Below are 12,384 nucleotides of genomic sequence, written 5' to 3'. Positions count from 1 at the left end.
GCGGTCTCAACGTTGCCGCCCAGCAGCTGGACCCGCTCGACCGCCGGCTCGCCATCCCAGACCGCCTCGATCTTGACGATGGCCGCCATCAGCCGTTCGATCGATTCCCCGACCCTGTCGTTTGAATTATGCGACCCCCGCAGATCGGATTTCGCGATGACATGCAGAACGGGCTTGTCGATCGCCTCCCACGCATTTTCCAAAAGCTGGTTGTAGATGCGCCGGTCGGTCAGCGTCAGTGGCGTGACCTCCACGAGGTCCACCAGCTCACCGGGTTTGACAAGCGATTCCCGGCTTGGCCGGGCGTCGATCGTGCGATAGGGTTTGGAGGGCTTGGCCATCTGCTCCGGTCCATACCTCGTTTTCTTACATTTGTATGCCAAGCGGCGTAAGCTGACAAGCTCTCTCGTCAGCGGCCCCACACCCGAAACGTAAGCTTTCAATCGCATCGCGACTCACAAGGCGAATCACATCACCCTGTAAAAGCAGGTCTTTTCCGAGCGGCCGATTCGCCCTCATGAGGCCGCCCCGAAAAGTAAGAGTTGCGCACCCATCAGGTAACGCCAGCCCACCCCCGGCGTAAGTTCAGCCGTCCCGAAAGGTAAGCGACACAATCCCGAAATGTAGTCTAAACCAGAAGATTTGGCAGGATTCACAGGTCTATCCGCCCCCCGAACAGATGAATCCAAGAACATAAGAATATCCGGTTTTTTATTTTGGTTGGGGTGGGTTTTTGGCGCCAGGTGGCCTCTTTACCGCGCAATCCTTACCAACCGGGTTTTCAGTTCGCTGATCTCAGCCAGACATCCGAACGTCGCGGCAAACAGGACCAAATTGCGGAAAATAGCGCAGACTATACCAGGGTTCGCTATTTCGGCGGGATCGGCCAAATATTCGCACTTGAGCGCGCCCGCGGGACCCGGCATATTCAACGCAAAATAATCATATGGGCAGTCAGAATGATGATACAGGAATTTCCTGTGACCCTCGACGAAATCGACAGCCTTGCGCTGCGGGCCGATACCGTGATCCGCAGGCTGCGAGAGCGGGTCTTTTCTCCCGGGTTGCAAAAGACGCTTGAGCTGCGGTTCAACGTCCGTACGGCCTCTGACATGGTGGGCCGCACCGAAAAGGCCATTCGGGACGCTGAAAACGACGGTCGGCTGCCGCAGCCGGACAAAGACCCGGACACGGGGCGCAGGACGGGCTATACGCTGGAAGACGTCAACCGCATGCGGGAGGTGTTCGGCACCCTGCCCCGCCGCGCCGAGGGCGATCCTGCCTCGGTCATCGCGGTACAGAATTTCAAAGGTGGCGTCGGCAAATCCACCGTTGTCGTGCACCTTGCCCAGTATCTGGCTCTGAAAGGCTATCGTGTCTGCGTGATCGATTGCGACAGCCAGGGGTCGACCACTTCCATCTTCGGGCTGAACCCGGATGTGGATGTCGATGAGGACGAGGATACGCTTTATCCGTTTTTCCGGCATGGTGGACCGTCGACCCTGCATTATGCCCTGCGCGCGACCTACTGGCCCGGCATCGCGATGATCCCGGCCAACCTCGGGCTCTATGATGCGGAATACGAATTTGCCGCCCGTATGGTGCGTGAACAGAGCTTTGTTCTGGATAGACTACGTGCCGGGATAGAGACGATTTCGGACCAGTTCGATGTCATTCTGCTCGACCCGCCGCCGGCGCTTGGCATGATCTCGCTCTCGGTGCTTCGGGCGGCCAATGCTCTGCTGATCCCGGCGCCGCCCAATAATATCGATTTTGGCTCCACCGCGCATTTCCTCAAGATGATGGGGGCGACGCTGAACGAGCTGGCCGAACATGGGGGCGCGCGGGGCTATCACTTTGTTAAGATTCTTGCGACCAAGATGAACGATCAGAAAAGCGCACATCAGGCGATCAAGCGGGTGATGGAAGCGGTCTTTCCGCATGATCTGATGCAGGCGGTCCTGAAGGACAGTGCGGAGATCGACAATGCCACGGCCAACCTGATGAGCGTGTATGAAATGACGGGCGCCGCGACGCGGACAGACACGCACAAGCGGTGCAGGGTCTATCTGGACGCCGTCGGCAAGGAAGTAGAACAGCTGGTCCGCAAGACATGGCCCAGCCATCACGCCGCACTGCGCAAGGAGGGCATCCTGTGAGCAAGAAACACGATGCAATTTTCGATGACGTCCTGAAAGATATCGAAGCGCCGGCGCCACAGCGCGACAGGGCAGGGGCGCGCTTCCTGAAACGGTCCAACACCATGGCCGAGCAGGCCAGCGGACAGCGACAGGAAAAGGTGCTGCGCCTTGTCGATCCGGAGAGCTGCGTCATGTGGGCCGGTCACAACCGGGCCTATGACGCCCTGACCGAAGACAATTGCCGTGATCTGATCGACGGGCTGCTGAGCCAGGGCCAACAGGAATTTCCCGCCATCGTGCGCCGCCTGCGGGGAGGCCAGGGCGGAGAGGGGCCGGAGTTTGAGGTGATCTGCGGCGCCCGTCGGCATTTCGCGGTCAGCTGGCTGCGCGCCAACAACTACCCCAAATTCCAGTATCTGGTCGAAGAGCGCGAGCTGACGGATGAAGAAGCGTTTCGTCTGGCCGATATCGAAAACCGCGACCGCGAGGATATCTCGGATTACGAGCGGGCGCTCGATTATGCCCGGGCGGTCAAGGAATACTATGGCGGCAAGCAGAATGTGATGGCGGAGCGACTGCAGGTCTCTCCGGCCTGGCTGTCGCGCTATCTTCAGCTGGCACGTCTGGACAGCCGGATCATTGCCGCCTTCCCCTCTCTGCGCGACGTGAAGGAGCTGCACGCCCGGACGCTGAAGCCGCTGCTGGCGGAAGAGGAAAGCCGACTGCGTGTTCTTTACGAGGCCGCGAAGATTGCGGACGGCCGCGCCGCCGGAGAGGCTATTCCGGTCGCTCGGGTGATGTCCCGGCTCAAGGCCGCCGCCACGCCGCCACGACAGCGCGATGTCGCGGAAACGGTGTATCGCTCCGGTCCGGGGGCCGCCGGCGTTCAGCTGCGGCGCAAGGGCAACCGGCTGTCGCTGGAATTTGCCCGCGATATTCCGGATGCGGACCTGCGGGCAGCCGTTGAACGTCTTTTGAAGGACAGGGCCTCGGGGCAGGCCTGATTGCCAACTGGCAATATTCAAAATTATTGTTGATTTGCAAAGGGGTAGGGCGAGCTTCCCTGCCCCTGGCAACCAGAGATCAGAGCGGGTCCGACAACAGGGCATCCAACCCTGCCTCCAGCCCCTGCAGGGCCGCGCCGAGACGGGTGTCGATCATCTCCTGAAAAGCCTGGGCGAGGGGCAGGAGCTCTGACATCAGCTGCAGGCCCTGGCCGGTCAGCTGCATACGGACCAGCCGCCTGTCCTCATTGTTGGCCGCGACGTCGATCAGCCCGGCCTCGCGAAGCCGTTTGGCGGCGCGGCTGATCTCATATTTCTCAAGCGCCACCCGCCGTTCGATATCCCGGACGGAGACATCGGCGGATTGGGACAGATGCACCAGAACCCGCCATTCCGCGATGGAGATACCGAACCGGGCCCGGTACTGGCGCGCCAGGGCGTCGCTGGTGGCCTTTGCCGCGACAGAGAGGCGGTAGGGCGTAAAGCCGTCCAGATCGAAATCCGGCAGCTGGTCTGCCTGTGGGTCGGTGCGCGCTGCGGCGGATTTCTCGGGGGCGGGCATGCCGGCGGCTCCGGTCGGGTTGGGTTGCAGGGACATTAGCCTTGACGTCGTTGCATTTGCAACGTTCTCTGGGGCCGGGACCTTTCACCCCCTCAGGCGGTGACCCAAGGGAGGCACAGATGACACGTCACGACCAGCCGTCGGGCCTGATCCGGGCGACGGGCGCAACAGAAGGTCATGCCGGCTATATGTCCGGCTTTGGCAATGATTTCGAAACGGAGGCGCTGCCCGGTGCCCTGCCGCAGGGCATGAATTCGCCGCAGCGCTGCAGCTACGGATTATACGGCGAGCAGCTGTCCGGGACCGCCTTTACCGCCCCCGGTCATCAGAACGAACGAACCTGGTGCTACCGGATCCGGCCGTCGGTCAAACATTCCGGTCGATACGCCCGCATTGACCTGCCCTACTGGAAGACCGCCCCCCATGTGGTGGAGAGTGTGACCTCGCTGGGTCAGTATCGCTGGGACCCGGTTCCGCATGCGCAGATGCCGCTGACCTGGCTGACCGGGATGCGCACGATGACCACGGCGGGGGATGTGAACACCCAGACCGGCATGGCCGCGCATATCTATCTGGTCACCCAGTCGATGGAAGACGCCTATTTCTATTCCGCCGACAGCGAGCTGCTGATCGTGCCGCAGGAGGGCCGGCTGCGGTTCTGCACGGAGCTGGGCGTGCTCGACCTCGCACCGCAGGAGATTGCGATCATTCCGCGCGGTCTGGTCTATCGGGTCGAGGTCACGGAGGGCCCCTGCCGCGGATTTGTCTGCGAGAACTACGGTCAGACCTTCGACCTGCCGGGGCGCGGGCCGATCGGGGCGAACTGCATGGCCAACCGGCGCGATTTCAAGACCCCGGTGGCCGCGTTCGAGGACCGCGAGGTGCCGTCGGTTCTGACCGTGAAGTGGTGCGGCCAGTTTCATGAAACCAAGATCGGGCATTCGCCGCTGGATGTCGTTGCCTGGCATGGCAATTACTGTCCGGTGAAATACGATCTCAGGACCTATTGCCCGGTTGGAGCGGTCCTGTTCGACCATCCCGATCCGTCGATTTTCACGGTTCTGACGGCGCCGTCGGGCATCGAAGGCACGGCGAATATCGACTTTGTGCTGTTCCGCGACCGCTGGTCGGTGGCCGAAAACACCTTTCGCCCGCCGTGGTACCACAAGAACGTCATGTCGGAACTGATGGGCAATATTCACGGTCAGTACGATGCCAAACCGCAGGGATTTGTTCCCGGCGGGCTGTCGCTTCACAATATGATGCTGCCGCATGGGCCAGATCGCGACGCGTTCGAGAAGGCCTCGACGGCGGAGCTGGTGCCGCACAAGCTCGACAATACGATGTCCTTCATGTTCGAGACCCGGTTTCCGCAGCATCTGACGGAATTTGCCGGCCGCGAGGCGCCTCTGCAGGACGATTACATCGCCTGCTGGGACAGTCTGGAGAAGAAGTTCGATGGCACTCCGGACCCGCAGTGAGATGCGGTCCGGACGGAGCTTTGTCAAAGCAGACACCACAGAGGGGCGCGCGGAATGACGTTGATGGAAAGCTGGATCGACAGTGCCAATGATCCGCAGACGCCTTTCCCGCTGAACAACCTGCCGCATGGCGTGTTCTCGACCGGGGAGGGCGGGGACCGGCGGCTGGGGGTGGCGATCGGCGATCAGGTGATCGACATGACGGGTCTGGACCTGCCCGGGCTGGTGCCCGCAAACCAGGACTGGACGGCCTTCATGGCGGCGGGGCCCGCGGTCTGGTCCGCGTTCCGCGCAGCCCTGACAGAGGCGCTGAGGGCAGGGGCCGCAGGTCCGCTGCGGGCGGTCATCGCGGCGGCGCTGGTTCCGATGCGGGAGGTCCGGCTTCATATGCCGTTCCGGGTGTCCGAATTCACCGATTTCTATTCCGGGCGGCACCATGCCGAGAATGTCGGGCGGATATTTCGCCCCGACGGCGACCCGCTGTCGCCCAACTGGCTGTCGATGCCGATCGGGTATAACGGACGGGCCTCTTCGGTGGTGGTGAGCGGCACGCCCGTGGTGCGGCCGCTGGGGCAGCTGCCGACCGGCGATCTTCCGGTGTTCGGCGCGTCAAAACGGTTCGATTTCGAGCTGGAGTTTGGCGCTGTCATCGGCCAGCCCTCGCAGGGGATGGTGACGCTGGACCGGGCGGAGGAGATGATCTTTGGCTATGTGCTTCTGAACGACTGGTCGGCACGGGACATTCAGCGGTGGGAGGCTCAGCCGCTGGGTCCGTTTCAGGCCAAGGCAACGGCCACTACGATAAGCCCCTGGATCGTGCCGCGCGCGGCGCTGGAGCCGTTTCGCTGTGCGCCGCCCCTTCGCGACCGACCGCTGCTGCCCTATCTCGAAACCGCCGGTGACAGCGCCTACGATATTTCGCTGGAGGTCGGGCTGGCCCCGGCGGGGCAGGCCGAGACGATCATCTGCCGTTCGAACACCCGATACCTGTATTTCAACGCCGCCCAGCAGCTGGTGCATCACAGCAGTTCGGGCTGTCCGATGCGGGTGGGGGATTTGCTGGGCTCGGGGACAATCTCGGGCCCCGGTGCGGATCAGCGCGGGGCCATGCTGGAGCTGAGCTGGGGCGGGCAGACGCCGGTGACCCTCGACACCGGGGAGGTGCGGAGCTTTCTGGAGGATGGCGACCGGATCACCCTGCGGGGCAGGGCGCAGGGCGACGGATATGTCATTGGCTTTGGCGATTGCGCCGGACAGGTGCAGCCCGCACCCGCTGTGCCGGGGACGGTCGCGGCCGGATAGGGCGGGCCCGCGGTTCAGAGCGTCAGGTGACGCCGGACGGGTCCGTGCCGGTGTCTGCCGCCGCCAGTCGCTGGGCCCGGAACCGGGCCATGTCGCGGGCGTCTGGCCGATGGCCGGTAAAGATCTCCACATATTCCTCGATCCGGGTCATCCGGGTTTCGAGGTCTTCGGAGACCTGCAGCGAGATATATCCCATCTGCGTGAGATAGACCGTTCTGGCGCGGACATCCGCACTGTCGCCGGAATAGCCGAACCGCCGGAACACTGACCGGATGGCGGACAGGCGCGCCTCGTCCGCGGCAATCACCCGCTGCGCGACATCGGGCGACTGATGCGCCCAGCCCCGGATTGCAAATTCCAGCCGGGGGTCAAAGGGCGCGCCGTCCAGGAATATGCCGATCAGGGTCAGCAGGGCTTCGGTCACGGTTTCGGCATAGGCATCGCAGGCCGCATGAAAGGTGCCGGAATTCTGCGCCTCCCAATCGTCGAGCAGGGCATCGAGCAGGGCGTCGCGATCCTTGAAGAACCAGTAAAAGCTGGTGCGCGAGATGGTCAGCCGCGCCGCCAGGGGCTGGATCTTGACGGCATCGACGCCGGTGTCGATCAGCGCGGATTTTGCAGCATTCAGCCACATCTCGCGCGATCCGCGCCATCCGGTTGATTTGGATCTGGTCAAGCGGCGTGCTCCTCCGGAAACCGGGCCAGTACCCGGGTGTTGCGGGGGCAGGATAGAGGGGCAGGGGGGTAAATGTACAGCAGTGATCTCATTATTGACACATGTGAACATTTTTCTCATCATGCCGGAAACCCGGAGGTTCAATATGTCCAGCGACCCGCTTTTCCAGCCCTATGACCTGAAGCATCTGCGCCTGAAAAACCGCCTGATGATTTCCAGTCATGAGCCGGCCTATCCCGAAGACGGTATGCCCAAGGACCGCTACCGCGCCTACCATGTGGAGCGCGCGCGGGCCGGTGTCGGGCTGACGATGACGGCGGGGTCTGCCTCTGTGTCGCGGGACAGCCCGCCGGTCTTTAACAATATCCTGGCCTGGCAGGATGAGGTGGTGGGCTGGATGAAACAGCTGACCGACGAATGCCACGATCACGGCTGTGCGGTGATGATCCAGCTGACGCATCTGGGACGCCGCACCCGCTGGGACAAGGCTGACTGGCTGCCGGTGGTCTCGGCCGGGCACGAACGCGAACCGGCGCACCGGGCCTTTCCCAAGATGGCAGAGGACTGGGACATCGCGCGGATCATCGAGGATTACGCCGATGCGGCAGAGCGGATGCAGGCGGCGGGCCTCGACGGGATCGAGCTTGAGGCCTATGGCCATCTGATGGAGCAGTTCGTCTCTCCGCTCACCAATGCGCTGGACGGGCCTTATGGGACGGGCTCTCTCGACAACCGGATGCGGTTCATGATGGACACGCTGGCGGCGATCCGCGCGCGGGTGGGCGAGGATTTCATCGTGGGCGTGCGCTATGCCGGGGACGAATGCCAGGCGGGCGGGATCGACCGGGCCGAGGGGATGGAAATCTCGCGCCGGCTGAAAGACAGCGGCCTTGTCGATTTCCTGAACGTGGTGCGTGGCCATATCGACACCGATCCTGCCCTGACCGATCTGATCCCGGTGCAGGGGATGGCCAGCGCGCCGCATCTGGATTTCGCCGGAGAGATCCGGGCCGCGACCCAGTTCCCGACCTTTCACGCCGCCAAGATCCAGGATGTGGCCACGGCGCGCCATGCCATTGCCTCCGGCAAGCTGGATATCGTCGGGATGACGCGCGCCCATATGGCCGATCCTCATATCGTCGCCAAAATCCTGCGCGGAGAAGAGGATCGCATCCGGCCCTGTGTCGGCGCGAATTACTGCCTCGACCGGATTTACCAGGGCGGCATGGCGCTGTGCCTGCACAACCCGTCGACCGGGCGCGAGCTGGAACAGCCGCATGCCATTGCCGCCGCGCCTGACCGGCGGCGCGTGGTGATTGCCGGCGCGGGTCCGGCCGGGCTGGAGGCCGCGCGGGTCGCCGGAGAGCGTGGGCATGACGTCATCGTGTTTGAGGCGGCGGATGCGCCGGGCGGGCAGGTACGTCTGGCCGCCCGGACCCCGCGCCGGGCCGAGATGATGCAGCTGATCCAGTGGCGGTTTGCGGAATGCGAACGGCTGGACGTCACGTTCCGGTTCAATACCTATGCCGAGAAGGACACGATCCTGGCGGAGGCGCCCGATGTCGTGGTGATCGCCACCGGTGGCCTGCCCAATACGGAGGTGCTGGAGGAGGGCAATGCGCTGGCCGTCTCCACCTGGGATATCCTCTCCGGCGACGTGGCCCCGGGCAGCGACGTGCTGATCTATGACGATGCCGGCGATTACGCCGGGCTGCAGGCGGCGGAGAAGATCGCCGCCACCGGCGCCCGGGTGGAGATCATGACCCGCGACCGGACCTTTGCGCCCGAGGTCATGGCGATGTCGCTGACCCCTGCCATGCGGGAGCTGCAGAAGCGCGACGTGACATTCACCGTCACCTGGAAGGTCGAGGCGCTGAGCCGCCACGGCAATGGTCTGCAGGCCCGTATCGGCAGCGATTACGGCGGTGTCTCGCGCGTGCGGGAGGTCGATCAGCTGGTGGTGAACCATGGGACGCGGCCGCTGGACGAGGTCTATTTCGACCTGCGCCCCGGATCGATCAATCTGGGAGAGCTGGATCACGCCGCCATGATCGCCGGCCAGCCGCAGGCGGTGAGCCGCAACCCCGCCGGCGGGTATCAGCTGTTCCGGATCGGCGATGCCGTGGCCGCCCGCAACACCCATGCCGCAATTTACGACGCGCTGCGGCTGGTCCGGACGGTCTGACCTGTGAAAAGGCGGGGCCGGCTACGACGCCGCGGCCAGCTCTGAGCGCAGCAGAGCCACCAGATCGGCGGCGGGCATGGGTCGTATCCGGGCGGCGGCCTGTCCGGCCCATTGCGCCCCGAAGCCATATTCGCCCGCGGCTTTGGCCGCCGCATTCAGCGCCTTGGCCGCGTCATAGGCTATGGGGTAGGGCGGTGCGGGGATCGCTGTGTGACTGTCGGCCCAGCTGGTCATGCGATTGACCAGACATCTGGCCGGCCGGCCCGACAGTCGGTCCGTCATGACCGTCCCGGTCTGCGCCGCGCGGCCCAGTGCGGCGCGATATCCGGCGTCCGCGGCGCTTTCCGGACAGGCGACAAAGGCGGTGCCAAGTTGTGCCGCCACCGCACCAAGGTCCAGCGCCGCGCGGATGCCCGCCCCATCCATGATCCCGCCGGCGGCAATCACGGGGAGCGCGGTTTCCAGCACCAGCTGGCGGGTCAATGCGGCGGTTGGCAGCCGTTCGTCGCGGGCCGAGGGGTCGAACATGCCGCGATGCCCGCCGGCCTCATAGCCCTGAGCGACAATGGCGGTCATCCCGGCCCGTTCCGCGGCCCGTGCCTCCTCCAGGTTGGTGGCCGTCAGCAGCAGCAGGCATCCCGCCTGTCTGAGCGCCTCTATCGTGTCCTGATCCGGCAGGCCGAAATGAAAGCTCACCACCGGCGGGGCGAGATGGACCAGCAGACGGATCAGGGGTTCGTTACCCGCAAAGCTTTTGTAGATGACATGCAGTGCATCGGGGGGTGTGGCGCCGTAGGTGCCGAAGAGGGGCCGCAGCGCCTCGCACCACGCGGCGGAGATTGCATCGTCCGGCGTCGGGTCGGCATGAACAAAGACATTGACGTTGAATGGGGCCGTGGTCCGGGCGCGCAGATCCGTGATCATGCTGCGGGCGCCTTCGGTATCGGTGGCGCCGATGCCGATCGACCCGAGCGCGCCGGAATTGGAGACGGCCGCGGCAAGTTCGGGTGTCGAAACCCCGGCCATCGGCGCCTGAATGACCGGAACGGAAAGGCCAAGGGTGCTGAGAAAATCCATCGGTCGGGTCCTTTCGGGGCAGCTGTGCCGGGGCAGGTATCTGCCCGGCAACGGAGCCCATGATATCCCGACCCGTCAACAGGTAACTGGCCGGGCCGCGCAGTTTTGGTCATGCCGGGGTTGGCCCGGCGCAGGTGCGGGGACCCGCCGGACCGCCATTGCCCGGCGGGTCCTTCGGTTCAATGCAGGCTGACCGGGCCGATATGCGGATACAGCTCGCCGGGCCCGGGATTACCGGCTGCGCCCTGTCCGCCCAGATGCTTGAGGATCCCCCAGACGGCATTGAGGCTGGTCTGGACCGCGCCCTCGACCCAGGCCGGGGTCCAACTGATACTGTCACCCGCGAGGAAAAGGCCCCGCTGATGCGGCTGCAGCCCGTCCTGCATGAAATGCCCGAACATGCGCCGGTTGTACCGGTAGTGGCCGGGCAGAGCGCCCTTGAACGCGCCCAGAAAATTCGCATCGCTTTCCCAGCTGACGCAGATCGGGTTGCCGCGGATATGGCTGGCGATATCGACCGTCGGATATATCTTCTGAAGCGCAGACAAAGCCAGTTCGACCCGCTTTTCGGACCCATAGGGCAGGACCTTCAGCGCATCGGTCATCCAGGCATAGGACAGGCAGATCACCGCCGGTCTGTCCGGCCCGTTATCAAAAAGATAGGTTCCCCGGGTGATCCGGTCGGTCAGCGTCATGGACATGAGAGGCCGTCCGGTCTCGGGGTCGATATCTTTCCAGAAGGGGCGATCCACCATGACAAAGGTTTTTGCGGCCTGCATGTATCGCGTCCGGTCCAGCGCCATCCAGAGCTTCTGATCGAAGAGGCTCTCATCCGTGTCGATCGAGGTGGTCAGAAGGTGGCTCTGACAGGTCACCATCACGGCGTCATAAAGATCGGTCCGGTTCCACCGGTCCGTGACTGCCAGCCGCCCGCCGGTGTCACGCGCGATGGCAACGGCGCGGCTGCGGGTTGCGCCGTCATTCAGGCTTTCCAGTGTGGTGCCCGCGGGCCAGTGAGTGCAGGCCGCCGGCATCTTCCACAACCGCCGCAGCACCTGGCCGACGCCACCGGTGATCATATGCTGGTTGTCATCAAGGCCGCAGAGGTTCACCCGCAGAATTTCGAGCATCGAATTCGGGAAATCGCTGTCCCATCCGCCGGTGCCGAACCCGACCTGGCCAAAGACTTCCCGGTGGCGGAACGTCAGGTTGCGGAAGGCGTCCGAGGAGGCCACGAAATCGTAAAACGTCCGTTCGTCCCACGCCGCGACAAGGGGATCCCAGAGCTCTTTGATGCGGGTGACATCGCGGGTCCGCATAGCTTCCTGGAGCTGCGAAAATCCTGCGCCCTGTTCCAGTGCGGCCTGATAGGCCTGCGCCACGTCGCGGTAGAGTGGCGGCAGATCGTCCAGGCACCGGGCGAACATCGTCTCACCCTCTAGGTCGATCACGGTAGACCCGGCTGCGTCTGTCAGCGGATTTGGGAAGGGTGTGCTTTCGCAGCCAACAAGCCCGACGTAGTGAAAAAAGGCTTCGGACGACAGAGGGAAGCGCATGCCGCCGAGTTCCGCGATGATGTCGTCGGTGCCATCGAAAACCTGCGTCTTCAGTCGCCCGCCAAAGGTGCCTGCTTCGTAGATGACAGGGTGCAGGCCCAGTTTCATAAGTTCAAACGCCCCGATGATCCCCGCAGCGCCTGCCCCGATAATCGCAACACGTGTGCCCAGCTGATCCGTCGGAAGTGACCCGATTCCGTTCCTGTGGGTCAGCCAATCGACATAGGCAAAGGGAAAGTCCGGTCCGAAGGCGGTAAGGGACATGTGACGTGTGCTCCTGTTTCGGATCGTCTGAATGACCGGAACCTTGGACCGCCGGGCGCGCGGGCTCAATATCCGGGGCCGGCCGACCCGGACAATTCGTTGCAAAAGTCGCGCTGAGATCAGCGGGTTTGCGAAC

The 12,384-nt window shown here is 63.8% G+C and carries 9 protein-coding genes and 1 pseudogene; 5 read left to right on the top strand and 5 right to left on the bottom strand.

All coding sequences use genetic code 11. The features are described 5' to 3' along the window. Window positions 1-341 (bottom strand): annotated as a pseudogene (locus tag ACRARG_RS18590) (replication initiation protein); the annotation flags it as partial. Window positions 342-980: 639 nt separating this feature from the next. Here ACRARG_RS18590 and ACRARG_RS18585 point away from each other — a divergent pair. Next, window positions 981-2,159, top strand: a complete 1,179-nt coding sequence (locus ACRARG_RS18585) for an AAA family ATPase (protein WP_432691718.1) — start codon at window positions 981-983, stop codon at window positions 2,157-2,159. Beyond that, window positions 2,156-3,145 (top strand): ParB/RepB/Spo0J family partition protein, encoded by a 990-nt coding sequence (locus ACRARG_RS18580; protein ID WP_432691717.1) that lies wholly within the window; start codon window positions 2,156-2,158, stop codon window positions 3,143-3,145. The genes ACRARG_RS18585 and ACRARG_RS18580 overlap by 4 nt, the downstream gene beginning before the upstream one ends. A gap of 79 nt (window positions 3,146-3,224) precedes the next feature. Here the strand turns inward: ACRARG_RS18580 and ACRARG_RS18575 are convergent, their stop codons facing one another. Continuing rightward, window positions 3,225-3,743, bottom strand: coding sequence for a MarR family winged helix-turn-helix transcriptional regulator (locus tag ACRARG_RS18575; RefSeq protein ID WP_432691716.1), 519 nt, complete (start codon window positions 3,741-3,743; stop codon window positions 3,225-3,227). A gap of 83 nt (window positions 3,744-3,826) precedes the next feature. On the opposite strand from ACRARG_RS18575, the gene hmgA reads away from it, so the two are divergent. Together hmgA and fahA are read left to right on the top strand one after the other, a co-directional pair. Beyond that, the gene (gene hmgA, locus ACRARG_RS18570; RefSeq protein WP_432691715.1) at window positions 3,827-5,188 is read left to right on the top strand and encodes a homogentisate 1,2-dioxygenase; all 1,362 of its coding nucleotides are present in this window, start codon (window positions 3,827-3,829) and stop codon (window positions 5,186-5,188) included. A gap of 54 nt (window positions 5,189-5,242) precedes the next feature. Next, window positions 5,243-6,490: a fumarylacetoacetase gene (fahA, locus tag ACRARG_RS18565; RefSeq protein WP_432691714.1), complete on the top strand. Its 1,248-nt coding sequence runs from the start codon at window positions 5,243-5,245 to the stop codon at window positions 6,488-6,490. Window positions 6,491-6,512: 22 nt separating this feature from the next. Here fahA and ACRARG_RS18560 read toward each other — a convergent pair whose 3' ends face one another. Beyond that, window positions 6,513-7,124 carry a TetR/AcrR family transcriptional regulator gene (locus ACRARG_RS18560; protein ID WP_432691720.1) on the bottom strand — a complete coding sequence of 204 codons (612 nt, stop codon included), beginning with the start codon at window positions 7,122-7,124 and terminating at the stop codon, window positions 6,513-6,515. A gap of 187 nt (window positions 7,125-7,311) precedes the next feature. Between ACRARG_RS18560 and ACRARG_RS18555 the strand changes: the two genes are divergently transcribed. After that, window positions 7,312-9,351 carry an oxidoreductase gene (locus tag ACRARG_RS18555; protein ID WP_432691713.1) on the top strand — a complete coding sequence of 680 codons (2,040 nt, stop codon included), beginning with the start codon at window positions 7,312-7,314 and terminating at the stop codon, window positions 9,349-9,351. Between the two features lie 21 nt (window positions 9,352-9,372). Here the strand turns inward: ACRARG_RS18555 and ACRARG_RS18550 are convergent, their stop codons facing one another. Further along, a complete protein-coding gene (locus ACRARG_RS18550; protein ID WP_432691712.1) occupies window positions 9,373-10,428 on the bottom strand; it encodes an NAD(P)H-dependent flavin oxidoreductase in 1,056 nt (351 codons plus the stop codon). A gap of 179 nt (window positions 10,429-10,607) precedes the next feature. Further along, a complete protein-coding gene (locus tag ACRARG_RS18545) occupies window positions 10,608-12,248 on the bottom strand; it encodes a flavin monoamine oxidase family protein (RefSeq protein ID WP_432691711.1) in 1,641 nt (546 codons plus the stop codon). Window positions 12,249-12,384 lie beyond the last annotated feature (136 nt).

The sequence above is a fragment of the Pseudooceanicola profundi genome, assembly GCF_050897955.1.
Classification (GTDB): Bacteria; Pseudomonadota; Alphaproteobacteria; order Rhodobacterales; family Rhodobacteraceae; genus Pseudooceanicola.
This window is presented reverse-complemented; position numbering and strand designations above follow the sequence as displayed.

Bases quoted from the DNA above. Each gene is read 5' to 3' on its own strand.
- ACRARG_RS18575 (WP_432691716.1), bottom strand. From the start codon at position 3,743: ATGTCCCTGCAACCCAACCCGACCGGAGCCGCCGGCATGCCCGCCCCC.
- hmgA (WP_432691715.1), top strand. From the start codon at position 3,827: ATGACACGTCACGACCAGCCGTCGGGCCTGATCCGGGCGACGGGCGCA.
- fahA (WP_432691714.1), top strand. From the start codon at position 5,243: ATGACGTTGATGGAAAGCTGGATCGACAGTGCCAATGATCCGCAGACG.
- ACRARG_RS18560 (WP_432691720.1), bottom strand. From the start codon at position 7,124: ATGTGGCTGAATGCTGCAAAATCCGCGCTGATCGACACCGGCGTCGAT.
- ACRARG_RS18555 (WP_432691713.1), top strand. From the start codon at position 7,312: ATGTCCAGCGACCCGCTTTTCCAGCCCTATGACCTGAAGCATCTGCGC.
- ACRARG_RS18550 (WP_432691712.1), bottom strand. From the start codon at position 10,428: ATGGATTTTCTCAGCACCCTTGGCCTTTCCGTTCCGGTCATTCAGGCG.
- ACRARG_RS18545 (WP_432691711.1), bottom strand. From the start codon at position 12,248: ATGTCCCTTACCGCCTTCGGACCGGACTTTCCCTTTGCCTATGTCGAT.